At 66.8% G+C, this 25,180-nt stretch carries 22 protein-coding genes and 1 other RNA gene; 12 read left to right on the top strand and 11 right to left on the bottom strand.

Annotated features, from left to right (window positions below; translation table 11 throughout):
* Window positions 1–40 precede the first annotated feature (40 nt).
* The 4 genes from rnpB to ACO056_RS05405 form a co-directional block, all read right to left on the bottom strand.
* Window positions 41–503, bottom strand: an RNA gene (gene rnpB / locus ACO056_RS05390) — RNase P RNA component class A.
* Between the two features lie 7 nt (window positions 504–510).
* Complete coding sequence (locus ACO056_RS05395; protein WP_421852932.1) at window positions 511–1,215, bottom strand: N-acetylmuramoyl-L-alanine amidase; 705 nt, start codon at window positions 1,213–1,215, stop codon at window positions 511–513.
* Between the two features lie 16 nt (window positions 1,216–1,231).
* Window positions 1,232–1,900 carry a histidine phosphotransferase family protein gene (locus tag ACO056_RS05400; RefSeq protein WP_421852935.1) on the bottom strand — a complete coding sequence of 223 codons (669 nt, stop codon included), beginning with the start codon at window positions 1,898–1,900 and terminating at the stop codon, window positions 1,232–1,234.
* A gap of 156 nt (window positions 1,901–2,056) precedes the next feature.
* Window positions 2,057–2,890, bottom strand: coding sequence for a Mov34/MPN/PAD-1 family protein (locus tag ACO056_RS05405; RefSeq protein WP_421852938.1), 834 nt, complete (start codon window positions 2,888–2,890; stop codon window positions 2,057–2,059).
* A 243-nt stretch (window positions 2,891–3,133) separates the two neighbouring features.
* On the opposite strand from ACO056_RS05405, the gene ACO056_RS05410 reads away from it, so the two are divergent.
* On the top strand, window positions 3,134–4,087 hold the full coding sequence (locus ACO056_RS05410; RefSeq protein WP_421852941.1) for an RluA family pseudouridine synthase: 954 nt from the start codon (window positions 3,134–3,136) through the stop codon (window positions 4,085–4,087).
* A gap of 209 nt (window positions 4,088–4,296) precedes the next feature.
* Window positions 4,297–5,199 carry an RNA polymerase sigma factor RpoH gene (rpoH, locus tag ACO056_RS05415; RefSeq protein WP_421852944.1) on the top strand — a complete coding sequence of 301 codons (903 nt, stop codon included), beginning with the start codon at window positions 4,297–4,299 and terminating at the stop codon, window positions 5,197–5,199.
* Window positions 5,200–5,394: 195 nt separating this feature from the next.
* Here rpoH and ACO056_RS05420 read toward each other — a convergent pair whose 3' ends face one another.
* Complete coding sequence (locus ACO056_RS05420; protein ID WP_421852947.1) at window positions 5,395–6,150, bottom strand: SDR family oxidoreductase; 756 nt, start codon at window positions 6,148–6,150, stop codon at window positions 5,395–5,397.
* Between the two features lie 92 nt (window positions 6,151–6,242).
* Here ACO056_RS05420 and mtgA point away from each other — a divergent pair, with 92 nt between their 5' ends.
* Together mtgA and ACO056_RS05430 are read left to right on the top strand one after the other, a co-directional pair.
* Window positions 6,243–6,971 (top strand): monofunctional biosynthetic peptidoglycan transglycosylase, encoded by a 729-nt coding sequence (gene mtgA, locus ACO056_RS05425; protein ID WP_421852950.1) that lies wholly within the window; start codon window positions 6,243–6,245, stop codon window positions 6,969–6,971.
* 53 nt (window positions 6,972–7,024) lie between these two features.
* Complete coding sequence (locus ACO056_RS05430; protein ID WP_421852954.1) at window positions 7,025–7,378, top strand: putative quinol monooxygenase; 354 nt, start codon at window positions 7,025–7,027, stop codon at window positions 7,376–7,378.
* Here the strand turns inward: ACO056_RS05430 and ACO056_RS05435 are convergent.
* A complete protein-coding gene (locus tag ACO056_RS05435) occupies window positions 7,375–8,160 on the bottom strand; it encodes a metallophosphoesterase family protein (protein ID WP_421852957.1) in 786 nt (261 codons plus the stop codon). The two genes, ACO056_RS05430 and ACO056_RS05435, sit on opposite strands and share 4 nt — an antisense overlap.
* Window positions 8,161–8,399: 239 nt before the next feature.
* Here ACO056_RS05435 and ACO056_RS05440 point away from each other — a divergent pair, with 239 nt between their 5' ends.
* Entirely contained in the window at window positions 8,400–9,221 is an 822-nt protein-coding gene (locus tag ACO056_RS05440) for a TorF family putative porin (protein ID WP_421852960.1), read from the top strand.
* A 64-nt stretch (window positions 9,222–9,285) separates the two neighbouring features.
* Here ACO056_RS05440 and ACO056_RS05445 read toward each other — a convergent pair whose 3' ends face one another.
* Window positions 9,286–9,972, bottom strand: a complete 687-nt coding sequence (locus ACO056_RS05445) for an SIMPL domain-containing protein (protein ID WP_421852963.1) — start codon at window positions 9,970–9,972, stop codon at window positions 9,286–9,288.
* A 197-nt stretch (window positions 9,973–10,169) separates the two neighbouring features.
* On the opposite strand from ACO056_RS05445, the gene ACO056_RS05450 reads away from it, so the two are divergent.
* Complete coding sequence (locus tag ACO056_RS05450; RefSeq protein ID WP_421852966.1) at window positions 10,170–10,607, top strand: VOC family protein; 438 nt, start codon at window positions 10,170–10,172, stop codon at window positions 10,605–10,607.
* A gap of 191 nt (window positions 10,608–10,798) precedes the next feature.
* Here the strand turns inward: ACO056_RS05450 and ACO056_RS05455 are convergent, their stop codons facing one another.
* The 3 genes from ACO056_RS05455 to ACO056_RS05465 form a co-directional block, all read right to left on the bottom strand.
* Window positions 10,799–13,870, bottom strand: coding sequence for an efflux RND transporter permease subunit (locus ACO056_RS05455; RefSeq protein ID WP_421852969.1), 3,072 nt, complete (start codon window positions 13,868–13,870; stop codon window positions 10,799–10,801).
* A complete protein-coding gene (locus tag ACO056_RS05460; RefSeq protein ID WP_421852972.1) occupies window positions 13,867–14,955 on the bottom strand; it encodes an efflux RND transporter periplasmic adaptor subunit in 1,089 nt (362 codons plus the stop codon). The genes ACO056_RS05455 and ACO056_RS05460 overlap by 4 nt, the downstream gene beginning before the upstream one ends.
* Window positions 14,956–15,043: 88 nt before the next feature.
* Window positions 15,044–15,676: a TetR/AcrR family transcriptional regulator gene (locus ACO056_RS05465; RefSeq protein WP_421852975.1), complete on the bottom strand. Its 633-nt coding sequence runs from the start codon at window positions 15,674–15,676 to the stop codon at window positions 15,044–15,046.
* Between the two features lie 47 nt (window positions 15,677–15,723).
* On the opposite strand from ACO056_RS05465, the gene ACO056_RS05470 reads away from it, so the two are divergent.
* Together ACO056_RS05470 and ACO056_RS05475 are read left to right on the top strand one after the other, a co-directional pair.
* Window positions 15,724–17,172 (top strand): efflux transporter outer membrane subunit, encoded by a 1,449-nt coding sequence (locus tag ACO056_RS05470; protein ID WP_421852977.1) that lies wholly within the window; start codon window positions 15,724–15,726, stop codon window positions 17,170–17,172.
* A gap of 118 nt (window positions 17,173–17,290) precedes the next feature.
* Window positions 17,291–18,163, top strand: a complete 873-nt coding sequence (locus tag ACO056_RS05475; RefSeq protein ID WP_421852979.1) for a L,D-transpeptidase family protein — start codon at window positions 17,291–17,293, stop codon at window positions 18,161–18,163.
* On the opposite strand, the gene ACO056_RS05480 is transcribed toward ACO056_RS05475, so the two are convergent.
* On the bottom strand, window positions 18,160–19,050 hold the full coding sequence (locus ACO056_RS05480; protein WP_421852982.1) for a LysR family transcriptional regulator: 891 nt from the start codon (window positions 19,048–19,050) through the stop codon (window positions 18,160–18,162). The genes ACO056_RS05475 and ACO056_RS05480 overlap by 4 nt on opposite strands.
* Before the next feature lie 98 nt (window positions 19,051–19,148).
* Between ACO056_RS05480 and ACO056_RS05485 the strand changes: the two genes are divergently transcribed.
* Genes ACO056_RS05485 through glcF form a run of 4 tightly spaced genes read left to right on the top strand, consistent with a single transcriptional unit; the run spans window position 19,149 to window position 25,179 of the window.
* Window positions 19,149–21,245: a malate synthase G gene (locus tag ACO056_RS05485; protein ID WP_421852985.1), complete on the top strand. Its 2,097-nt coding sequence runs from the start codon at window positions 19,149–19,151 to the stop codon at window positions 21,243–21,245.
* A gap of 16 nt (window positions 21,246–21,261) precedes the next feature.
* Window positions 21,262–22,755: an FAD-linked oxidase C-terminal domain-containing protein gene (locus tag ACO056_RS05490; protein ID WP_421852988.1), complete on the top strand. Its 1,494-nt coding sequence runs from the start codon at window positions 21,262–21,264 to the stop codon at window positions 22,753–22,755.
* Window positions 22,755–23,882 carry an FAD-binding protein gene (locus tag ACO056_RS05495; protein WP_421852991.1) on the top strand — a complete coding sequence of 376 codons (1,128 nt, stop codon included), beginning with the start codon at window positions 22,755–22,757 and terminating at the stop codon, window positions 23,880–23,882. Before ACO056_RS05490 ends, ACO056_RS05495 begins: the two co-directional genes overlap by 1 nt.
* The gene (gene glcF, locus ACO056_RS05500; RefSeq protein ID WP_421852994.1) at window positions 23,866–25,179 is read left to right on the top strand and encodes a glycolate oxidase subunit GlcF; all 1,314 of its coding nucleotides are present in this window, start codon (window positions 23,866–23,868) and stop codon (window positions 25,177–25,179) included. Before ACO056_RS05495 ends, glcF begins: the two co-directional genes overlap by 17 nt.
* Window position 25,180 lies beyond the last annotated feature (1 nt).

Genomic DNA, 25,180 nt, shown 5'->3' on the forward strand with positions numbered 1-25,180 from the left:
TCGTCTCGACTAGGAAAATGCTTTGATTGCAGGGGCCCGAAATGCCAGGGGGCCTGTAAGCCGGGTTCTGTGACGCGGACGGTATCCCACTTGTGGACCGTATCCCCGCCGGCAGCCATTCCTCTAGGCGGCCCGTTGCCGGGCGCGCTCAAGCGACCAACCCGGACTGCTGGCCCGAAACAGGCCTGCCCCTTGGCTCTTGCGAGGTTCGGGGGCGTGCAGTCCCTATTCGGTCTTGCTCCGGGTGGGGTTTGCCATGCCGCTCCTGTTGCCAGTCGCGCGGTGCGCTCTTGCCGCACCCTTTCACCCTTGCTGGCCCAGCTTGTCTTGCAACACGCGGGGCTTAGCGGTCTGCTCTCTGTGGCACTTTCCCTTGCCCCGGACCAGGTCCGTGACCGGCGGGCGTTACCCGCCACCCTTGTTTCGTGGAGCCCGGACTTTCCTCGGCCTTCGAGTCCGCTCATCCTGAGCTTGTCGAAGGACGCGGCTGCCCGGCCCCCTGGCGATCCATCATCTAGCACGCCCGAGATCGCGTTCCAACAGCAGCTCGAACAGCAGCGCGCCGATTTGTCCATCGATCTCGCCGTCGATGCGCGAAGGGCGCCAGCGGCGCTGGAAGGCGCGGACCGCGGCGACGGGGTCGGTGATGTCATACCCGAAGCGTTCGAGCGCGAGGTAGAAGGCGCTCGGGTTGTCGTAGACGAGGCGCATGGACAGCTGCGGCTTGGCCAGCGCCAGCCGGTAGCGCGCGAGGAGATCCCACGGGAACAGCTCGCCCGGATCCTCCTTGCGCGCCGGGGCAATATCCGAATGGCCGACGATATTGGCGCGCGGCACGTCGTGGCGCTTCATGATATCGGCGAGGAGCGGGATAAGCGCTTCCATCTGCGCTTCGGGGAAGGGGCGATAGCCGAATTCGTGCCCGGGATTGACGAGCTCGATCCCGACGCTGGCCGAATTCACGTCGGTAACTCCGCGCCAGTAGGAACGGCCGGCGTGCCATGTGCGCTTACGTTCATCGACGAGGCGGATGACGGTGCCGTCCTCGTCGATCATGTAGTGCGCCGAGACTTCAGCGGCCGGATCACAGAGCCGCGCGAGCGCTTCATCGGCGGTGCGCATGCCCGTGTAATGCAGGACCACCATGGAAACAGGCAGCTTTCGCTCGTTCCAGTTGGGCGAGAGGACCTCGCGGTGGACCAGCCAGCGGTTCATGTGCGTTCTCGGTTCCTCAGGCGGCGACCGGCAGCATCGCCCCCATGACCAGCGCTTCGGGCGCGGCGTGATACTGGAGCGTGCCGCCAAGGCCAGCGACGAGCTGGTGCAGCATCGCGGCGGGCGCGGTGCGGCTGGAGAGCTCCTCGGGAGGGAGCGCACCTTCGAGCGCGAGCCCGACGTTGCGATCGAACACGACGCGCGCGCCGCTCGCGCGGATCACGATCTCGCTGCAGGGCGTGGCGCCATCCGTCCTGAGCTCGGCAGCGATATCGAGCGTGCCGCCGCGCACCAGCGCTTCGATCCCGATAAGCGCCAGGTTGAGCAACGTCTTGACCGCGGGCTTGGGCAGGCTGTTGCCGGCGAGCGCCCAGTTGGCCTGGATGCGGCCATTGTTGCCGACGAGCGCATCGATCAGCGCGCGCGGTTCATCGAGCGGGACCATTTCGCCAAAACCGCCGGCAGCGCCGAAGGCGAGGCGGAAGAAGCGCAGCTTGTCGGCGGAAATGCGGGCGCTCTGTTCAAGCAGCTCGAAGCACTTCTGGCGCATCTCGGGGTCCTTCTCCTCGGCGAGGAGTTCCAGGCCGTTGGAGAGTGCGCCGACGGGGGACAGCATGTCGTGGCACAGGCGCGAGCAGAGCAGGCTGGCGAGATCGGGAACGGCTGCTGGATTAGGGGCGGTCATGTTCAGGATATCGGCCTTTTAGATGAATGAAGTTGACACAGTTGACACAGTCCTGAGCAGACTTCCGGCGGCCCGGGCGGCGGCCCGGGCGGGGGCGCGTGCAGGTCCGGTAGGAAGCGTGCGAGGTTGGGCCGGGTGTGACGTCACAGCCCTGCCTTAACCCTCCTTGATCCCGTAGGAAAGCGGTTCAAACCCGGATGGGGCATCGCACCACAGGGTGACCGCGCCGGCTGCGGCAATCGCCCAGATCCGGCCATCGCCCGAGGCACTTGCGGCATCGGTGGCTGAAGGCCGAGGCAGGCCATTTGGATGCGAGTGGAAATAGCCGATGACCTTCGGTCCGCCATCGCGCACCGCCTTGTGCGCGGCGATCAGCTCGGCGGGATCGATCTCGAAATGGCGCAGCGGTTCGGGGTGGACGTTGGCGGCGGCTTTCGCGGTTTCGATGTGCGCAGCGGTGCCGAGGAGGAGGCCGCAGGCTTCGTTGGGAGCGGCCGTGGCGGCGGCGGCGAGAATGGCGGCGTGGGCAGCGCGTGTGATCGAGTATTTGGCTGGTGTTGCGACCGGTGGTTCGCCCTTCGACAGGCTCAGGATGAGCTCACCACGAGCGGTTATTTCCTTATCCGGCGTTGCCAACTCAACCGAGTCCACTCTCCTACCCCGCTCATCCTGAGCTTGTCGAAGGATGCTGGCGCCGCGCTCGCGATCACCCTGCCGATTGCGGGCCAACTCAGACACAAGCGCCCAATCCCCGGCAATCAGAGCTTCTTTCTTCGCCCTGCTCCACCCCTTCAGTTTCCGTTCCGCTGCAAAGGCTTCATCCCGAGTGGGGAAGCGCTCTGACCAGACCAGCGTTACCGGGCGTCGGCGCGCAGTATAGCCACCGAGGATGCCTGTCTGATGCTGCCCCATACGCTGTTCAAGATTGTCGGTGTGGCCCGCGTAGTAGGAGCCATCCGAACAGCGCAGGAGGTAGGCGTGAAAGTCCATGCTGTGTGGCTAGCGCTGTGCGGGGTGCTTCGACAAGCTCAGCACGAGCGGGTTTTGTTTTGTTCTGGATAGTACTCACCCCACTCATCCTGAGCCCTGAGCCCTGAGCCCTGAGCCCTGAGCCCTGAGCCCTGAGCCCTGAGCTTGTCGAACGGTCGAAAGATGCGTGCGCAGCAGTCGGTTCACAACCGATCCAGGCCCACCCTTGCCGCCCTGCCTCGCAATTCCCATATCGGACGAACCATGGGGGCATGCGAGACCATCATCGAGGGAACCATTCCCGCCGGCGGGCTGCGGCTTGACCGGGCGCTTGCCGATGTCTCCGGTCTCTCGCGCGAGCGGATCAAGGCGCTGATGGACGATGGGCGCGTGGCGCTAGCGGGGAAGCCGGCGGCGCAGGCTTCGTTCAAGCCGGCGGAAGGCACGCCCTTCACCATTCGTGTGCCCGAAGCCGTGCCGGCCGCTGCGGCGGCGCAGGATATTCCGCTCAGCGTGGTCTACGAGGATGCGCATCTGATCGTCGTCGACAAGCCGGCGGGGCTGGTGGTGCATCCGGCGGCGGGTAATCTCGACGGCACGCTGGTCAACGCGCTGCTCCATCATTGCCGGGGCCAGCTTTCGGGCATCGGCGGGGTGGCGCGGCCGGGGATCGTGCACCGGATCGACAAGGATACCTCGGGGCTGCTGGTCGTCGCCAAGAGCGATGCGGCGCACGAAGGGCTGGCGCGGCAGTTTGCCGATCATTCGATCCACCGCGTCTATCAGGCGGTGACCACCGGCGTGCCGGTGCCCGCAGCGGGCACGGTTCGCGGCGCGATCGGGCGCAGCGAGCGCGACCGCAAGAAGATGGCCATGGTGAGCGAGGGACGCGGCAAGCATGCGGTGACCCATTACCGCACGATCGAGGTGCTGCAGGGTGCCGCGCTGGTCGAGTGCCAGCTCGAGACCGGGCGAACCCACCAGGTGCGCGTTCACCTTGCATCAATCGGCCATGCGCTAATGGGAGACCCAGTCTATGGACGCGCGTCTTCCCAGCATCGGCCCCTGCTTGCCCGGCTCGGCTTTCGCCGGCAGGCGCTTCATGCTGCGGAACTGGGCTTCATCCACCCGGCCAGCGGCGAGGCGGTGCGTTTCGCCAGCCCGACGCCGGTCGATCTCAGGACGCTTATCGTCGAACTGGGAGGGCGGAATGATTGACCGCGCGCCATGGCTCAAAGGTGCAATGCCCCAAAAACGCGCTGTATCGAATGGCGCTTCGCGGGCGAATAGTTTTGCTGTGTGGCGAGACTCGGGCGGCTCCGATATATCGGAACAAGCCGCGAACGTTTCGCGACACAGCCATTGCAGGATTTGGCCTGTGAGGTTCGCGCCTCCTCTTGATGGGCGCGGCGAAAGGATGTGTTCAGGTGTCTGAGAAGAAATCGAGCGCACTGGTTCCTGCCCTTGGCGGCGGTGAAGCCGGGCTCAATCGCTATCTCGCCGAGATCCGCAAGTTCCCGGTGCTGACGGCCGAGCAGGAATACATGCTCGCCAAGCGCTATCAGGAGCATGCCGATCCGCAGGCTGCCGCGCAGCTGGTGACGAGCCACCTGCGGCTCGTGGCCAAGATCGCCATGGGCTACCGGGGCTATGGCCTGCCCGTTAGCGAGCTGATCTCCGAAGGCAACATCGGCCTCATGCAGGGCGTCAAGAAGTTCGAGCCCGATCGGGGCTTCCGTCTGGCGACTTATGCGATGTGGTGGATCAAGGCCTCGATCCAGGAGTACATCCTGCGCTCGTGGAGCCTCGTGAAGATGGGCACCACGGCGGCGCAGAAGAAGCTGTTCTTCAACCTGCGGCGGATGAAGAAGAACCTCGAGGCGTTCGAGGATTCGGACCTGCACCCCGAAGACGTGCGCAAGATCGCGACCGACCTCGGCGTGTCCGAGACCGAAGTCGTCAACATGAACCGGCGCATGATGATGGGCGGCGATGCCAGCCTCAACGTGTCGGTCCGCGAGGACGGTGAGGGTTCGTGGCAGGACTGGCTGGTCGATGACAGCCCGCTGCAGGACGAAACCGTGGCCGACGCCGAAGAAGCGCATCTGCGCCATGCTCTGCTGGTCGAGGCGATGGACGGCCTTTCGGACCGCGAGCGGCATATCCTGACCGACCGGCGCCTGATCGACGAGCCCAAGACGCTCGAGGAACTGAGCCAGGTCTACAATGTCAGCCGCGAGCGCGTGCGCCAGATCGAGGTGCGCGCCTTCGAGAAGCTGCAGAAGGCGATGCAGCGTATCGCCGGCGAGCGGCGGTTGCTGCCGGCCTGATCGGGCGGGCAACGTTGAATGCAAAAGCGGCCGGGGGCGACCCCGGCCGTTTGTGTTTTTGCGCGCGTGCACCAGCATTCGTCATCCCCGCGAAGGCGGGGATCCAGGGCCATGCAGCGCTGCGCCCGCTCTGGCTCCCTGCCTTCGCTGGGATGACGAGGGGGTGGGGGTGTGAGCGCAGCGCGCGGGCTGGCCTCAGTTGTGCCCGAAATCCCGGTTCAGGATCTCGAACACGGCGGCGTAGCGGCCTTCGGCTTCGGCATTGCGCAGGAACAGCACGTTGGGGACGAGGATCTCCGGCGGAGTCGGCTGCTGCTCGAACAGGGCCATGGCCTGGTCGATGAACGTTTCGAGCGGCAGGTAGTTGGCGCGGGTCGACTGGCCGGGGGTGAGGTCTGTTTGCACCGCGGGCGGGGCGAGTTCGATCACTTCGACCGAACCTGCGAGCTGGTGGCGCAGCGACTGGCTGTAGGAATGAATCGCGGCCTTGGTGGCGTTGTAAGTCGCGGTCACGGCCATCGGCACGAAGGCAAGGCCGGACGAGACCATGACCACCGCGGCATCGGACTGCGCCTTGAGGTGTGCGATCAGCGCATCGGTAAGGCGGATCGGGGCGAGCAGGTTGGTGGCGATGGTCGCCTCGACATCGCCCAGGTCGCGCGGGGCGGTGAGGTCCTCGAAGCGCATGATGCCCGCGTTGTTGACCAGCACGTTGAGCGCGGGGAACTCGGCAGTGATGCTGCTGGCGAAGGCGGCGATGGCGGCGGGATCGGTCACGTCGAGCACGCGGGCGTGGAGATTGGCGCGGCCGGCGATGGTCTCCTCAAGGCTGGCGAGCGTGCGGCCGGTGACGATCACGACATTGCCGGCGTCGTGCCAGCGCTGGGCGAGGCTGCGGCCGATGCCGGTGCCGCCGCCAGAGAGAAGGATGGTGTTGCCTGAGGGCTTCATGGGGGCGAATCCTGTGCTTGCGGGGGTGATGGCTGCGTTCGACGCGCGGGGGTGATTGCCAGCCGCGCCCCGGCGGGTAATATCCTGTTTGCATGGATGATGAACTGCTCAAGCTCAAGAACCCGCAAGTCGCCCGCGCGCGCCAGCCCGGGCGGCTCCATCAGGTTGGCTGGCTGCTGACGCGGCTGGTGGCGGCGTTCCTGTTCCTCAGCGTGTCCATGGTCGTGGTCTACCGGTTCGTGCCGGTGCCGGTGACGCTGACGATGATCTTCGATCCCAACGGCATCACCAAGGAATGGGTGCCGCTTTCGAAGATCGACCGCAACATGGTCGATGCCGCGATTGCCGGGGAGGACGGCAAGTTCTGCCAGCACCATGGGTTCGATCAGGACGCGATCCTCAAAGCGTGGGAGCGCAATCAGGAAGGCGGGCGCATCCGCGGCGGCTCCACGATCAGCCAGCAGACCGCCAAGAACGTGTTCCTGTGGCAGGGCGGCGGCTATATTCGCAAGGGGCTGGAGGCCTGGTTCACCGTGCTGATCGAGGCGATCTGGGGGAAGCGGCGGATCATGGAAGTCTATCTCAACGTCGCAGAGACCGGGATCGGCACTTATGGCGTCGAGGCCGGGGCGCAGCGCTATTACAACAAGCCGGCGGCGCAATTGAGCCGGGTCGAAGCAGCGCGAATCGCGGCGGCCTTTCCGCAGCCCAAGGTGCGCGCAGTGACCGGGGCGACTGGCTCCACCTTGCGGCACGGCAATGCTATCGCCCGGCGGGTGACCACAGTACGCGCGGACTACGATACCTGCGTTTATCAATAGGGGCGGGGGCGCGCGCGCTGTGCTTGATTGGGGCCCTTGAAGGAGAGCCCGTCATGCCGCAGGTGGTCATCCACGCCTATCTTGAATTCGCCGACGAGGCCACGCGTGACGAGGCGGTGCGGTTGACCGGCCCGATCCAGTGGAAGACGCGGAGCGAGGAGCCGGGCTGCCTCGAATACTGTTTCGCCGCTGATCCTTGCGTGGCCAATCGGGTGACGGTGCACGAGTTGTGGGAAGACCACGCCTCGCTCATCGCGCACTTCCAGCACACGTATTACGCACAAATGCGCGATGCTCTGGTTGGCCTGGGGCCAACGGCGACGTGGAACCGGTTGTACGAGGTCAGCCGCGAGGCACCGGTCTACCGCGCCGATGGCGCGATCCGGACGGTGCTGTTCGACGATTAAGCGGCTTCGGCGGCTGGTTCGCCCTGCACCGAAATCAGCCAGCGGCCTGTCCCTTCAAGGCCGATGGCCGTGAGCAGCCCCGAGGCATAAGCGCCGGTATCGAGGCTGATGCGCAGCGCCGAGACGTGCGGGGCATCGAGGATCGTGTGGCCATGGACGACCGCGAAATTGCGGGTTTCCGGGCCTTCGATGAACTCGCCGCGGATCCAGCGCAGATCCGAGACCTTCTGCTCCTCGAGCGGGACGCCCGGGCGCACGCCGGCATGGACGAAGACGTAGTCGCCGATCTGGATGCGGTCTTCCATCGACTGCATGAAGGCGATGTCCTCTTCGGGCACGGCCTCGTTCATGATCACGCGCAGTTCTTCGAGCGTGGCGCGGCTGTAGACCTCCGGTTCGATGGGATAGCTCAGCAGTGTCTCGCGCCCGCCATGACGCAGGAAATGGCGCAGCGTGTCTTCACGTTCGAAGCTGCCGAGGAACATTTCCTCGTGGTTGCCGGCAAGGATGCGCACGCGGCGGCGCTTGGCCCATTCGCGCGCGGTGGCGATCACGCGCGCACTATCGGGCCCGCGGTCGACGAGATCGCCAAGCAGAATGACGGTGGTGTCGGCGGGAGGGCGGCTAACTTCGTCTGCCTCGATCCGTGCGATCATCCGGCACAGCAGGTCGTAACGGCCATGGATATCGCCGATGGCATAAACACGCTGACCCTCGGGCACCGTAGGAATAACCTCGGGCTCGGGGCGGGCATCAAGAAGGGAACGCAGCAGCTTGAGCATCAATAATTGGCCTGACTAAAGTTATATGGGCCTGCAGAGCCCCCATACAAGGCTGCCGGCCCGCGTGGTGCGGAATTGCAACAGAGCGTGGGAAAGCCGCGACCAGCCGTTGTCCCTCTCTTGTGCAACGCAGCATGATCCGGCAACAAAACGTTACAGAACGAAGGCTGACCGCAAAAATCGAGTCGCCACGGTCTGTGCAGGTGGGACGACGCAAACCCAATAACAAAGGATTTCCCATGCGTACGTCCAGCAAGGCCCTCGTGGCCGCAACTTTTGCCGCCTTGAGCTTCGCCGCTGCTGCACCCGCGTTTGCCGACGAAGCCGCTCCGCCCAGCGACATCACCATCACCGGCGGGGCAACCATTGCCAGCCAGTACAGGTTCCGCGGCGTTGCGCAGTCTGACAACAAGCCCGTCGTGCAGGGCACCTTCACCATCGCGCACAGCTCGGGCTTCTATATCTCGACCTGGGCCTCCAGCGCTTCGGCCGGCCAGAGCCCGATCAACATCGGCGGTACCGAAATCGACGTCTACGGCGGCTACACCCATGCCATCGGCAAGACCGGCTTCGTCATCGACGGCGGCCTCTACGGCTACATCTATCCGGGTGCAACCACCGGAAATTACTGGGAAGTCTACGGCTCGCTCGCCAAGACGCTGGGCCCGGTCACGGCCAAGTTCGGCGCGAACTTCGCGCCCGCGCAGAAGGTGTTCAACTACAACTTCACCTCGACCCATCGCGGCAATCTCTATGTCTACGGTGAGCTGGGCGGCGCAATTCCGGGCACTCCGCTGAGCATCCATTCGCACCTCGCGCACACCGGCGGCGGCTTCGACCTTCCGAAGCCGTACCTTGATTACAACGTCGGGATTACCGCAAAGTATAAGAACCTTGCGCTCGATGCCTCAGTAGTCGGCACCAATATGACCCGCAGCGACTTCGCGCAGAGCGGCCTGTGCAGCGGAGCAGGTTCGGTCGGTGCGATCGATGTCTGCTCGAATGCCTTCTACCGCACGACCAAGCCGGTCGGCGTTATTTCGCTGACCGCCTCGTTCTGAGCGGACCCGGTTGCAGGGGGGAGGGGGCGTGCCGCACTGCGGCGCGCCCCTTTCTGTTTGGGCTTCAGCGCAAGTAGAAGTCGATCGTGGTGACGACGCGGACTTTCTTGAACGGCGTGTCTGAGACACCCCAGCCGCCGCCGCCATCACCATCGCGGGCGGTGACTTCGAAGTAGCCCTGCGTCGCGCTCTTGATCCCGCCGACGCCGGTGCCGCTATCCTGCGCGAACTGTTCGGCCGAGCGGCGGGCATCCCTGGTCGCTTCGGCCACCATCGCCGGCTTGATCTTGTCGAGACCGGTGAAGGTATAGGCCATGCCTGAGCCTTCCTCGAGCATCACGCCGCGGCGCACCAGATCGAACTGGCGGCGCACCGCATCCTGCGCGCGCTTGATGTCGGTGGTGCGCAGCGCCATGCGCTGGCGGACAGTGAAGCGCGTCACGCCGTTGTCGGTGCTGGTGCTCACGTTGACGCCGGTGGGTTGCAGCGTTTCAGCCGGGAAGCCGAGCCCGGCGAAGAAGGCGCGGATTTCCTGGCTATCGTGATCGACGCTGGCCTGCGCGCTGCCCATGTCTTCAGCCGTGGCGGAATAGGCGATCGTCCAGGTGGCGAGGTCGGCGGTCACTTCGCGCTCGGCCAGTCCGCGCACGGTGACGGCGCGGTCCGCTTCCCGGCTGCGCCTGAGGCCATCGCCGAGCAGGTAGCCGCCAGCCACCATGCCCAGCGCGAGGACGCCGGCGGTCGCGAGCATCGGGCCGACCCATCCTTTGGGCCAGCCCGTTGGGGTGAGGCGGGAAAGAAACGATTGGGAATTGGCGGCAGGCTCACTATCGGTAGCAAGATCGGATTCTGACACGGCATGGTCTCCCTGAGGGGCGTTCAACCCTGCGGTGAGTTGTGCATTTCTGTCGATGAACCGAGTTTGAACATCCAAAGGAGTTGCTCCCCGTGACCAAGTTTCTCCACGCGATGATCCGCGTGACCGATCCCGAGGCGACCATCGCCTTCTTCGAACTGTTCGGGGTGAAGGAAGTCCGCCGCTTCTCGAGCGAGAAGGGCCGCTTCACGCTGATCTTCCTTGCAGCGCCGGGGCAGGAGGACGTCGCGGAAGTCGAACTGACCTACAACTGGCCGCCCGAGGATGGCAGCGCGGGCGAAGTCTATACCGGCGGGCGCAACTTCGGCCACCTCGCCTACCGGGTGAGCAATATCTACGAGACTTGCGCAAAGATCATGGCGGCGGGCCACGTCGTTCATCGCCCTCCGCGGGATGGGCATATGGCGTTCGTGAAGAGCCCGGACGGCATCTCGATCGAGCTGCTGCAGGATGGCCATCTCGAACCGGCCGAGCCGTGGGCAAGCATGGAGAACACCGGAACCTGGTGAGGAAGTCCCCTCTCTCCGAAGGGGGAGAGGGCTTTCTAGGGTCAGGACCTATTAACCGCGCCTTCGAGGTTTGAGGCAAAATGGCTCAGTGCTAGGAAGGAAGCCGCAGGAATATGTCAATATTTCAAGGCTTCCTGACGAAGCAATGGGCCATTCCAGCGCCTCGAAGGCGCGGTTAATAGGTCCTGACCCTAGGCACCGCGTTCCCGCCGCACCATCCACAGCGCATAGAGCGCCGGCAGGAAGAACAGCGTGAGCGCGGTGCCGACGAGGGTGCCGCCGATGAGCACCACCGCCAGCGGCCCCCAGAAGCTGGAAAGCGTAAGCGGCAGGAATGCGAGCACGGCGGCGAGCGCGGTGAGCAGCACCGGCCGTGCGCGGCGCACTGTCGCCTCGATCACCGCGGCTTCGAGGCCGAGGCCGCGGGCGCGTTCGGAATCGATCTGGTCGACGAGGATCAGCGTGTTGCGCATGAGGATCCCGGCAAGGCCAATCAGGCCAAGGATCGCGTTGAAACCGAACGGAAAGCCGGTGATTATGAGTGCCGGGATCGCACCGAGCAGGCCGAGCGGCGCTGTTGCAAAGACGAGGCCGGTCATCCGGAACGAGCGCGTTTGCAGCATCAGCACGAGCAACATGAACCCGATCATGACCGGGAACAGCGGAGCGAGGGCGTTGTTGGCCTTGCCGGCTTCCTCGACCGAACCAGCGGTGATGATGGCATAACCGGCGGGAAGCTTGTCGATCAGCGGCTTGAGCTTGGGCAGGATCGCGCCGGTGACGTCGGGCGCCTGAACGCCTTTCACGATATCGGCGCGCACGGTCATCGTCGGCACGCGGTTGCGGCGGATGAGCAGCGGGTCCTCGCTTGAGGGGACGATCTTCGCGACTTGCGCGAGGGTGACGGCGCTGCCGTTCGCAGTGCCGATGACGAGGCTGCCGAGATCGCCGAGCGCGTGGCGTTCGGCTCCCGGCGTGCGCACGACGACATCGGTGGTGCGGTCCCCGTAGCGCGCCTGAGCAACGGTTGTGCCCGAGATCAGCGCGGAAACCTGCCGGGCAACGCTGGTGGGATCGAGGCCCAGGAGGCGCAGCCGGTCATTGTCGAACTGGAGCGTTACATTCGGGCTGCGATCGCCCCAATCGGTGTTGACGCCGACGATATGGGGGTTGGCGCGCACCACTTCGGCGACTTCGGCGGAGATCCGGCGCAGGCGGTCCGGATCAGGGCCGGTGACGCGGAAGGCAACCGGGTAGGGCACGGGCGGGCCGAACAGCAGGCTGAGTGCGCGCACCCGGGCGCCGGGATAGCGGCCTTCGGCGGCGAGCTTCTGCAGCGCGAGGCGCAGCCGTTCGCGCGCGGCGGGACCATGGGTCAGCACAATGAGCTTGGCGAAGGACGGGTCGGCCGGTTCGGGATTGAGCGAAAGGAAGAAGCGCGGGGCGCCGCCGCCAAGGTAGCTATCGACATAGCGGACTTCGGACTTGAGCTCGGGCCGGGTGAGGAGATCCTGCTCGATCTTCTCGACCACGGCGCGCGTAGCGGCGATGCTGGAGCCGTGGGGATTGTAGACCTCGACCAGAAGCTCAGGGCGGTCCGACACCGGGAAGAATTGCTTGGGGATGGCGACGGCCAGCAGCACACCCGCCAGCACCATGGCAATCACAACGCCGATGGTGAGCCGGCCGCGCTGCGCCACGCTGCGGGTCACCCATGTGCGCAGCTGGCGGTAGCGGGGGGTATCGTAGATCGCATCGTGCCCGCCTTCGACCGGCTTGATCTCGGGCAGCAGTTTCACGCCGAGATAGGGCGTGAAATAGACCGCAACGACCCACGAGACGAGCAGCGCAAAGCCGACGATCCAGAAGATGTTGCCGGCGTATTCGCCCGCCGTGGAGCGGGCAAAGCCGACAGGGAGGAAGCCCACGATGGTGACAAGCGTGCCCGCCAGCATCGGCCCGGCAGTCGCCCCCCAGGCGAAAGTGGCGGATTCTGCGCGGGTGAGGCCTTCTTCCAGCTTCACCACCATCATTTCGATCGCGATGATCGCATCGTCGACGAGGAGACCGAGGCTGAGGATGAGCGCGCCCAGCGTGATACGGTCGAACTGGCGGCCGGTCATCAGCATGATCACGAAAACGGCGGCGAGCGTGAGCGGCACCGAGAACGCGACGACTATGCCGACGCGCCAGCCGAGCGCGATGAGGCTGACGACCATGACCACGCTCAGCGCGACGGCGAACTTGAGCATGAACTCGCCGTAAGCCTCGGCGATGTTGGCGGCCTGATCGGCGACTTCGGCGACAGTCACGCCGAGGGGCAATTGCGCGCGGATCTCGCCCAACTTTGTGCTCAGCGCACTGCCGAGTGCAAGGCCGTTGTAGTTTTCGCGCATGACGACGCCAAGCATGACCGCTTCGCTGCCCTGATGGCGCACCTGATAGCTGGGCGGGTCTTCGTAGCCGCGCTTCACATCGGCAATATCGCCCAGACGCAGCACGCGCCCGCCCGCGGCGATGGGCGTGGCGCGCACCGCCTCGAGATCGTCAAACCCGCCGGTGACGCGCACGGGTACAAGGCGCGAGGACGTTTCAAACTGGGCGGCGGGCTGGATCAGGTTCTGGTTGGCGAGCGCGCCGAGCACGGCATCGGCGCCGATGCCCAGCGTGGCAAGCTTGCGGTTGGACAGCTCCACATAGATGCGCGGGCGCTGTTCGCCGATCAGGGCGACTTTCTTGACGCCCTCGACGTGCTGGAGTTCGCTCCGCATCGCTTCCGCGCGCTCGATCAGGGCGCGGTGGGGGAGGCCTTTGGCCTGTACCGCGATGAGCGAGAAGTAGACCTCGGAATACTCGTCGTTGACGATCGGGCCGATCACCCCGCGCGGGAGATTGAGCGCTTCGTCGCTCATCTTCTTGCGCGCCTGATAGAACAGTTCGGGCACGTCCCTGGACGAGGCCCTGTCGCCGAAGATGACCGTCAGCGTAACGAGGCCGGGGCGGGCCTGCGTATCGATCCGGTCGTAGCTCGGCAGCTCCTGGAGGCGCTTTTCGAGCCTGTCGGCGACCTGATCCTGCATTTCTTGCGCCGTGGCGCCGGGCCAGGCGGCGGTGACGGTGAGCACCTTGAGCGTGAAGCTGGGATCCTCAGCACGGCCAAGCTGGAAGAAGGCGAAGATCCCTGCAGCCATCGCGGCGAGGAGCAGGAACAGCGTGACCGAGGGTTCCTTGACCGCGATCGCGGAAAGATTGGGGCCCTTCACCGGCCGGCGCTTTCGGCGAGGCGGACTTTCTGGCCGGCATGGAGCAGCTGGCCGCCGAGCGCGACCACGCGGGTGCCGGGTGGCAGGGCGGAAGCGGGCAGGAACGCTTCCTCTTCGGTGAGGCGCACGGGCCGCGCGGGCCGGAAGCGGACGCTGCGGTCTTGCTGGATCACCCAGACACCCTGACCTGCGCCGAGATCGACCAGTGCGCCGAGGGGGACGCGGGTGGTGCCCGCAGCAGCGCCGGGCAGGCGCACGGTCACGGTGGCGCCGAGCGGCGCTTCATCCGGTGCGCCGGCGAGGACGTAGCGCGCGGCGAACGTGCGGGTCAGCGGATCGGCGGCGCCGGCAACTTCGCGCAAGGTGGCAGAGACTGGCGCAGGGCGGCCGTAGACCAGGGCCTGCGCGGACTTGGGGAGAGCGGCCAATGCCGTTTCCGGCACGGCGACGAGCGCTTCGCGCGCTCCGCTGCGGGCAAGGCGCAGCACGGGCGTGCCGGCGCCGACAACCTGCCCGGCTTCGGCGAGGATTTCGGTGACCACGCCGTCCGCATCGGCGGTGAGGAGGGCATAGCCGCGTTCGTTGGCGGCGTTGGCGGCGGCGGCGCGGGCGGCGGAGAGCGTGGCTGCAGCGGCATCGCGCGCGGCGCGGGCGCCGTCGTAGGCGGAAGGCGAAATGGCGCCGGTGGCGACGAGTGGGCGCAGGCGGGCTTCGTCTGCCGCAGTGCGCGCGGCATCGGCTTCGGTGGCGCGGACCTTGTCCGAAGCGGCGGAGGCAGCAAGGCCGAGATCGCGCGCATCGAGGCGGAACAGGGGCTGCCCGGCGCGGACATGCGCACCGGCATCGACGAGGCGGGCCACGATCTTGCCGGGGACGCGGAAAGCGAGCGTGCTTTCGGTGCGGGCGTGGATGGTGCCGGTGTAGGCATCGCCGGCGTTTGCACCGGCACCCTCAGCTTCGCCCAGAGCCAGTGCGGTGGCGACAAGCGGTTCGGCAGGCTGGCTGGGCGCGGACCCGGAGCAGCCGCCAAGCAGCGCGGTGCCGACAAGCGTTGCGGCGATGAGGAACCGGGCGGGAACTTCCATGCGAGCCTCCAACCCCTTCGCGGGGGACAGTCGACTCGTCTATACGCTGAGCGAAATTTATCCGAAAGATGAAAAAACTTTTCGGTTTTCAGTTTTTCCTTCGCAAGGCTTCCAGCACGAGGCGAGCAAGCCCGGCGGTCTCTTCCTCCAGCGCCTCGACGCCGAACGTATCGAGCATGATCGGGTGCCAGACCTTGGCCATCGCGCAGACGGCGGAGGCCGCCGTTTCTTCGAGCGGGAGTTCGGGGCGCATTACGCCCTGGCGCTGGCCTTCGGCGATGACATGGCGAATGACCCCGTGGAGCGTATCCATGAAATCGCGCACCGGCGGCCAGTGGCCGCGCGTGGCGGCGAGGCACAAGTCGCTCGCGCGGCCGCGGCTGAACAGGAGATCGCGCGTTTCGCGCGAAATTGTCATGCACAGCTGCTCAAACGTCTGAAGCGGATCGGCATGTGCTGTGCGCGCCACCCGCCAGGCGGCATCCTCGATCACGGAGAGCGATCGCCGGGTGACGGCTTCGTCGATCGCCTGGCGATTGGCGAAGCTGCGATAGAGGTTGGCGGGAGACATGCCGAGCGCGCGGGCGACATCGGTCACGGTCACTTTTTCGAACCCCAGCGCGTCATAAAGCCGCTCGGCCGCGTCGAGAATCTCGTCGCGCCGGTCCACCGTGGGCCGCCCGGCCTTCCGCTTTTCTGAAACGGCGGGGTTGATTTTCATGAAAAAGGATATATTCTTTCACCATTCACAGGTCAAGGAGCCATGCCATGCGTCCGCTTGCTCTCGGTCTTGCGGCCACGCTGCTGCTTGGCGCAGCGACGCCTGCCGCCGAAGCCGCGCCGCGCGTGCGGCCCGCGCCGCCGGCCCTTTCCGATCACTTCCGCAATGCGCCGCTGGCCGCCGATACAGTCCCGCTCGCCGATGGCTGGTGGAAGAGCTTCGGCGATCCGGTGCTCGATCGCATGGTGGAGACCGCGCTGGCGGGCAATCTCGATATTGCGGCGGCCGCAGCACGGCTCGAACAGGCCGCGGCTGGGCTCAAGGCCGCCAAGGGGGCGCTATTGCCGCAGGCTTCGCTCGATGGTTCGGCGGCAGTGAAGCGCCAATCGCTCGAGGATGTGCAGGGCCGTGCCTTTTCGCGCTTTCCCGGCTTTGAGCGGACGGTCGAGCAATATGGCCTCAACGGCGCAGCTTCGTGGGAGCTTGATCTGTTCGGGCGGCTTTCAGCGGGTGCCCGGGCTGCGCGGGCCGAGGCGGGGGCGGCGGATGCAGGGCTTGCCGGTGCGCGGCTGACGATCGCGGCGGAAGTGGTGAACACCTACATCGATGTGCGCGCGCTCGAGGCGCGGCTGGCGGTGGCGAAGGCGCGGGTCGAGGCGGCGCGCGATACGGACCGGCTGCTGCGCCAGCGCGCAGAGCGCGGCGTGGCGGCACTGACCGAGACCGACCGCAGCGGCGCGGAACTGGCCGGGGCCACGCAAGTGGTGCCTGCGCTCGAAGCGGCACTGGAAGTCGAACGCAACCGGCTCGATGTGCTGATGGGGCATGCGCCGGGGCAGGCTGCGAACGAGATGGGGGCAGGCGCCATCCCTGCGGTGCGCGCGCCGGCGGTGCCGGATGGTCCAGCGTCGCTGCTGGCGCGGCGGCCCGATGTCGTTGCGGCGGAGCGGGTCGTTGCGGCCAGCGATGCGCGCGTGGCCGAGGCGATCGCGGTGCGCTATCCGCGGTTCACGATTTCTGGCTTTGCCGGGCTTCTCGCGAGCGGGATGAGCAATTTCTTCACCGGCGGCGCAGTGCAGACGGGCGCGAGCGGTGGGCTGAGCGTGCCTTTGTTCACCGGCGGGCGGCTACGCGCGCAGCAGAACGCGGCCGAGGGCCGGCTGCGCGAGGCCGTTGCGGCATGGCAGCAGACCGCGCTGCAAGCGGCGGCGGAAAGCGAGGACGCCTTGCTCGCGCTGACCAAGCGCAGCGAGCAGGCCGATGCGGCAGGCACCGTCGCGGCGCGGCTGGCAGACAGCCGTCAGCGGATCGAGACAGCATTTCAGGCCGGTGCGGTAAGCCGGGTCGAGGCGCTCGGGATCGAGCGGCAGCGGCTCGATGCCGAGGACGAGGCGATTGCTGCACGGGCCGAAGCGGCGCGGGCGGGCGTTGCCGCCTTCCGCGCGCTCGGCGGCGGCTGGCAATCGGGCGAAGCGCAGCTCGCGGTGTCCCGCTGAGGGACTGCGATTGCTGTACATGGGGCACCAGAAAGCGGTGTTCTGTCAGGTAACGATCCGTTAACCATACCGCATGGGTAGGGTTGGGGTTCGAGTCTCGGTCTTGGCAGGATTGCTGGTGGCGCTGCTGGGATGCGGTGTGCTGGCACGCGGCGCCTTTGCGGAGCGGTTCACGCCGCCGCCCGCGCCGGTGCAACTGGCTTCGGCCGCAGCACAATGCGGACCCGATCCGGCGCTTGATGATGCGCCGCGAGGACCGCCCCCGCCCACGCCTCTATCGGCAGCGCACAAGGGCGTGCTGATCGTGGTGAGCATCTCATCGCAGCGGCTCTTTGTGTTCAAGGACGGCGCGGAGTGGGGCTCCACCACGATTTCGACCGGGCGGCGCGGACATGGCACGCCGGCGGGGACGTTCACGATCCTGCAGAAGGCGGTGAAGCACCGCTCGCGCACGTATGACAACGCGCCGATGCCCTATATGCAGCGGCTGACCTGGGGCGGCGTGGCGCTTCATGCGGGGCATGTGACGGGGGCGCCAGCCTCCCACGGGTGCATCCGCCTGCCGTGGGATTTCGCGCGGCAACTCTATGCGCTGACCAATCCGGCCTCGACCTCGGTGGTGATCCTGCGCCAGCCGCTGGACTATGCCGATGCGGCGAAGAGCGCGGCGCTGGGCGTGCCTGTTCCTCAGCAGCCGGCGCCAGTGCGGCAGGCCTATGCGCCTCCTCCTCCGCAGGCGCCCGCGGTGCCCGTGAAGGGGCCGGTGCAGACGATCCAGCTGGCGGCAGCGGCCAACATCGCCGGCGCCGATGCACTGTGGCATGAGCTTTCCGCCAATCAACCAGAACTGCAATCGCTGGAGCCGGTGATCATCCCGGCGGTGGTACGGCAGATGCAGGTCTACCGCTTGCGCGCTTCGGGGCGGGATGCCCATGCAATCTGTTCCCGCCTGACGGCGCGGGGCATCGCCTGCCTCAAAGTGACCGCTTAGGCGAGGCCACTGCCCGCCTGCAGATGCGCGCCAAGGTGCGCGATAAAGGCCTCGATCCGCGCCGGAAGCGCCGGAGTGGGGGCATGGACGGCGTAGATGCCGACATCCTGCGAGCCCTGATACTGCGGCAGCACGCGGGCGAGTGCGCCGGAAGCCAACGCTTCATGCACATCCCACAACGAGCGCAGCGCGATGCCGCAACCGCCAAGCGCCAGTTCGCGCACGACTTCGCTCGAATTGGTGCGCACGTGGCTCTGGCCGTGGTGGGTGACGGTGCCTTCGGGGCCGTCGAGCTGCCAGGGGAGCTGGCTGGTGGTGGCGAGGAGGCGGTGGTGCTTGAGGTCCGCCAGTGTCTCGGGTGTGCCGAACGCGGCGAGATAGCCGGGCGCGGCGCAGAGCACGCGGTGGCTGGTGCCGAGGCGGTGGCCGACCAGACCGGCACCGATCCGCGCGCCGATGCGGATGGCCAGATCGCAGCTGCCATCGAGCAGGTCAGCGAATTCGTCGGAGAGATCGAGCTGGAGGCGCACGTCCGGATGGGCGGCGAGGAAGGTGGGGACATGGGGGACGACATGCATGCGGCCGAACGAAGTGGGGGCCGTGAGGCGCAGCGGCCCGCGCACATGGGCGTGGCGGCCGCTGACGCGCTCCTCGGCAGCCTTGAGGGTGGAGCGCAGCGGGAGCAGCGCATCGTGCAGGTCCTGCCCGGCCGGGGTCAGCGCGAGGCGGCGCGTGGTGCGATGGACGAGGCGGGCGGAAAGGCGTTCCTCCAGGCGGGCCAGGCGCTTGGAGAGCGCGGCGGTGGACGCCCCAGCCGCGCGGGCGGCGGCGGAGATCGAGCCGGCTTCGACGATGGCCAGGAAAAGATCGTAATCGGGATCGAACATTGTTTCCCTGAGGGAGAAGCTGCGTTGAATTATTTCCTTCTACCGGAAGACGGCGCGGGGGCCTAGGGGAGAGGCATCCGATTTTGGGAGTGGTTGCGATGAGCGGATATGTCGAGCGTTCGGGGCTGCAGGTGGCGGAGGTCCTCGCGGACTTTATCGAGACGCGCGCACTGCCGGGGACGGGACTTTCGGCGGAGGCCTTCTGGGCCGGGGCGGCGGACATTTTCGCCCGGTTTGCGCCGCGCAATGCTGCGCTGCTCGACAAGCGCGAGGACCTGCAGGCGAAGATCGATGCCTGGCACAAGGCGCGTGCAGGGCAGCCGCAGGACATGGCCGCCTACAAGGCGTTTCTGAGCGAGATCGGCTATCTGGTGCCGGAGCCCGCGCCGTTCACGGTTGCGCCGCAGAATGTCGACCGCGAGCTGGCGCTGGTCGCCGGGCCGCAGCTCGTCGTGCCGATCCTCAACGCGCGGTTCCTGCTGAATGCCGCGAATGCGCGCTGGGGCAGCCTGTATGATGCGCTTTATGGCACCGATGCCATTCCGGGAGCGGCCGCGGGCAAGGGTTATGATCCGGTACGCGGGGCGCAGGTGATTGCCTGGGCCAAGGCGTTTCTGGATGAGGCGGTGCCGCTGGCGGCGGGTTCGTGGGCGGACTGGACCGGCGGCGAGCCGGCGCTGAAGGACGCAGGCCAGCTGGCCGGCCGGGCCGGCGCGAACCTGCTGTTTGCGCACAACGGGCTCCATATCGAAGTGGTGATCGATCCCACGCATCCCATCGGCAAGGACGATCCGGCGGGGATCGCCGATGTCATGCTCGAAGCGGCGATCTCGACGATCTGCGACTGCGAGGATTCGGTTGCGGCGGTCGATGCCGAAGACAAGGTGGCGGCTTATGCCAACTGGCTCGGGCTGATGCGGGGCGATCTGGAGGACACCTTCGAGAAGGCTGGGCGGATGATGACGCGGCGGCTCAATCCGGACCGCGTCTATACCGCGCCCGATGGCTCGACGCTGACGCTGCCCGGGCGCTCGCTGCTGCTGGTGCGCAATGTGGGGCACCTGATGACCAACCCCGCGGTGCTGCTGCCGGGTGGGGGCGAGGCGCCGGAGGGGATTCTGGATGGCATCGTCACCAGCCTGATCGCGATGCACGACATCAATGGTGCGCGGGCCAACAGCCGGGCAGGTTCGGTCTATATCGTGAAGCCCAAGATGCACGGGCCGGAAGAAGCCGCGTTCGCCAACGATCTGTTCGATGCGGTGGAGGACGTGCTGGGCCTTGCGCGCCATACGCTGAAGATCGGGGTGATGGATGAGGAGCGCCGCACGAGCGCCAATCTGGCTGCCTGCATCCATGCGGTGAAGGACCGCATCATGTTCATCAACACCGGCTTCCTCGACCGCACTGGCGACGAGATGCACACCTCGATGCAGGCCGGCGCGATGCTTCGCAAGGGCGACATGAAGACGAGCCCCTGGATCATCTCCTATGAGGATCGCAACGTGCAGATCGGCCTTGCCTGCGGGCTTTCGGGCAAGTCGCAGATCGGCAAGGGCATGTGGGCGATGCCTGATCGCATGGCGGACATGCTGGTGCAGAAGATCGGCCATCCCAAGACCGGCGCCAACACCGCATGGGTGCCTTCGCCGACGGCGGCGGTGCTGCACGCGACGCATTACCACAAGGTGGATGTGTTCGCCCGGCAGGTCGAGCGGCGCGCGGAAGGGATCGCCAGCCTCGATGCCTTGCTGACCATTCCGGTGGCGGCGGGGCAGAATTGGTCCGAGGCGGACATTCAGGCCGAGATCGACAACAATGCGCAGGGCATCCTGGGCTACGTGGTGCGCTGGGTCGATCAGGGGATCGGCTGCTCCAAGGTGCCCGATATCAACGACGTCGGCTTGATGGAGGACCGCGCCACGCTGCGGATTTCGAGCCAGCATATCGCCAACTGGCTGCTGCACGGGGTTGTGACGCCAAGCCAAGTCGACGCGGCACTGCTGCGCATGGCGGCCAAGGTCGATGCGCAGAATGCAGGCGATCCGCTCTATCAGCCGATGGCGAGCGATCCGGAAGGGAGCCTCGCGTTTCAGGCGGCGCGCGCGCTGGTGTTCGATGGCGTATCGCAGCCGAGCGGCTATACCGAGCCCTTGCTGCACGCCTTCCGCCAGAAGGTGAAGGCGGCGGGCTGAGCCGGAGAACCGCCCGATGACGATTGCCATGCCGGTGCCTGATGCCGAAACGCTCGCCAAGCGCGAGCGGATCGCGCGGGCGCTGCGGGTGATCGTGCCGGGGGAGGGCGTGATCGATGCGCCCGAGGCGCTGCGCCCATGGGAATCGGACGGGCTGACCGCCTATCGCCAGCCGCCGCTCATGGTCGTGCTGCCCGAGACGACGGCGCAGGTTTCCGCCGTGCTCAAGTGGTGCCATGCCGAGGGGGTGAAGGTCGTGCCGCGCGGGGCGGGGACCTCGCTTTCGGGTGGGGCGCTGCCGCTGGCCGATGCGGTGCTGCTGGGGCTGGGCAAGTTCAAGCGTATCCTTGAAGTGGACTACGAGGACCGCGTGGCGGTGGTGCAGCCCGGCGTCACCAATCTTGCGATCACACAGGCGGTGGAGGGCCGGGGCTTCTATTATGCACCCGATCCTTCGAGCCAGATTGCCTGCACGATCGGCGGCAATGTCGCCGAGAATTCGGGCGGGGTGCATTGCCTGAAATACGGGCTGACGACCAACAACGTGCTCGGGGTCGAGATCGTCATGATGGACGGCGAGATCCTGCGGCTGGGCGGGCGGCACCTTGATCCGTGCGGGCTCGATCTGTTGGGTGTCGTGGTCGGATCGGAGGGGCTGCTCGGCGTGGTCACCGAAGTGACCGTGCGCATCCTGCCCAAGCCCGAGACGGCGCGTGCGGTGCTGGTGGGCTTCCCCGATGCCGAACAGGCGGGGGCCTGCGTTGCGCAAGTGATTGCCGAGGGGATCATTCCGGCGGGCATGGAAATGATGGACCGGCCCGCGATCCATGCGGCGGAGGCCTTTGTGCAGGTCGGCTATCCACTCGATGTGGGGGCGCTGCTGATTGTCGAGGTCGATGGGCCGGCGGCGGAGTGCGATTTCCTGATCGGCGAGATCGCGCGGATTGCCGATGCGAATGGCGCGGTGACGACGCGGGTTTCGGCAAACGAGGCCGAGCGCATGGCGTTCTGGGCGGGGCGCAAGGCGGCGTTTCCGGCCGTTGGGCGCATTTCGCCGGATTATCTCTGCATGGACGGGACGATCCCGCGCCGCCGCTTGCCCGATGTGCTGCGGCGGATGGAGGAGCTATCGAGCGAATATGGCCTGCGGGTGGCGAATGTCTTTCACGCAGGTGATGGCAATCTCCATCCGCTGATCCTCTACGATGCCAATGTGCCGGGCGAGCTCGACAAGGCGGAGGCGTTTGGCGCGGATATCCTGCGGCTCTGCGTGGCGGTGGGCGGCGTGCTGACGGGCGAGCATGGCGTCGGGATCGAGAAGCGCGATCTGATGCCCGAGATGTTCAGCGAGGCAGACCTCAAGCAGCAGCAGCGGGTGAAATGCGCGTTCGATCCGGAGCTGTTGCTCAATCCGGGCAAGGTGTTTCCGGTGCTGCACCGCTGCGCGGAGCTGGGGCGGATGCATGTCCACCACGGCGCGCTGCCGCATCCCGAGCTGCCGAGGTTCTGATGCTGGAGCCCGGAAATGCGGCGGAGCTGGCCGCGATGGTCGCTGATGCGGCGGCGCGGGGGGCCAAGCTGGAACTGCGCGGCGGGGGTACGAAGTCCGGGTTTGGTGCGCCTCGCGAGGCCGAGGTGGTGTCGCTGGCGCGGCTGACGGGCGTGGTGGATTACGATCCTGCCGAGCTGGTGCTGACAGTGCGGGCGGGAACGCCGCTGGCCGATGTGCAGGCGCTGGTGGCGTCCGAAGGGCAGATGCTGGCCTTCGAGCCCTGGGGCGATCCGGGCGCGACCATTGGCGGGACTGTCGCGGCAGGTGTTGCCGGTTCGCGCCGGGTGACAGCAGGGAGCGCGCGCGATCATCTGCTCGGGCTGACGGCGGTTTCCGGGCGCGGGGAGGTGTTTGTCGCAGGCGCTAAAGTCGTCAAGAATGTGACCGGCTATGACTTGCCCAAGCTGATGGCGGGATCGTGGGGGCGGATCGGGGCGATGATCGAGCTGACGCTGAAGGTGTTGCCCGCCCCGCGCGATGTGGTGACGATGGCGGCGCGTGGGCTCGCGCCAGCTGCGGCGCATGCGGCGATGGCTTGTGCGCTGGGGAGCCGGGCGGATGTCTCGGCCGCAGCTGCCTTGCCGGATGGGACGGTGCTGCTGCGCGTGGCGGGCTTTGCGCCTTCGGTGGCGGCGCGTTGTGCCGTTTTGCCGGGGTTGCTGGCGGGGCATTGCGCGCTGGAGGCCATGGCCGAGGAGGAAGCCGCGCCTTTGTGGCGGCAGGCGATGACGGGCGAGGCCTTGCGCGGGGCGGTGCGCTGGGATGTGCATACGCCGCCGCGCCACGCGCCGGAGCTGATTGCTGCGCTGCCTGTGGGGGCCGAATGGGCGATGGACTGGGGCGGCGGGCGGCTCTGGATCGGCACGGACCGCGAAGACGAGGCCGTGCGAGAGGCTGCGGCGAGTCTGGGCGGCGAGGCGCGGCTGGTCTTGGCGCCCGAGGCGATGCGGGCGCGGGTTCCGGCCTTCCAGCCGCGCGCGCAGGGCGTGCTGGCGCTGGAGGCGCGGGTGCGACGGGCGTTCGACCCCAAGGACGTGTTCGCCACCGGGCGGTTCGCGGAGGATGCACATGCAGACGCGGTTTGACGCAGGCGCGCTCGCCGATCCGGCGATGGCGACGTCGGAAAGCGTGATCCGCAAGTGCGTCCACTGCGGATTCTGCACCGCAACCTGCCCGACTTATGTGCTGCTGGGCGACGAAAACGACAGCCCGCGCGGGCGGATCTATCTGATCAAGGACATGCTGGAAAACCAGCGCAAGCCGGGTCCGGAGACGGTCAAGCACGTTGACCGCTGCCTATCGTGCCTCGCCTGCATGACGACGTGTCCTTCGGGGGTGAACTACATGCACCTCGTCGATCACGCGCGGGCCTACATCCAGGAACATCACCGGCGGCCCTGGCATGAGCGCTGGGTCCGTTCATTGCTCGCTGCGGTGCTGCCCTATCCGGGGCGGATGCGGCTGGCGTTGGAGCTGGCACCGCTGGGGCGGCCGTTTGTCCCGCTGATGCAGCGAATCAAGGCGCTGCGGCCGCTGGCGGCGATGGTCTCGCTCGCTCCGGCGCGGGTGCCTGCGCCAGTGCTGGTGCAGCCGGAGCGGTTGGCGGCGCCGAAGGGCCGTGTGGCGTTGCTGCAGGGCTGCGCGGAGCCGGTGCTGAGCCCTGAGGTACGCGCGGCGACGGTGCGGCTACTGGAGCGCGCGCGGCATGAAGTGGTGTTTGCAAAGGGCGAGGGCTGCTGCGGCGCGCTGGTCCACCATATGGGGCGCGAGGGCGATGCGCTGGAGGCGGCGCGGCGCAATGTCGATGCGTGGATGGCCGAGATCGAGGGGAAGGGCCTCGATGCGGTGATCGTCACGACCTCGGGCTGCGGCACCACGATCAAGGACTATGGCCATATGCTGCGCGCCGATCCCGCCTATGCGGAGAAAGCGGCGCGGGTGAGCGCGCTGGCGATGGATGTGAGCGAGTATCTGGCCAAGGTGGGCCTGCCAACGGCCACGCCGCGCGGGCTTACGCCAAGGCTTACTGTGGCCTATCACCCGCCCTGCTCCTTGCAGCACGGGCAGAAAGTGACCGAGGCGCCGAAACGGCTGCTGGCGGAAGCTGGATTTACCGTCCGCCTGCCAGCGGACGCGCATCTGTGCTGCGGTTCGGCGGGCACGTACAATATCCTCCAGAGCGAGATTGCCGGCCAGCTCGGCGCGCGCAAGGCCGAGCAGCTCAGCGCGCTGGAAGCCGACGTGATCGCTACCGGCAATGTTGGCTGCGCGGTGCAGATCGCGCGGCATTCGGGCCTGCCCGTCGTCCACACCATCGAACTGCTCGATTGGGCCACTGGCGGCCCGAAACCGGCAAATCTCAGTCATCTTCCCCAGGAGTAAC

This window comes from Novosphingobium sp. (assembly GCF_965228995.1).
In the GTDB taxonomy this organism is placed as follows: Bacteria; Pseudomonadota; Alphaproteobacteria; order Sphingomonadales; family Sphingomonadaceae; genus Novosphingobium.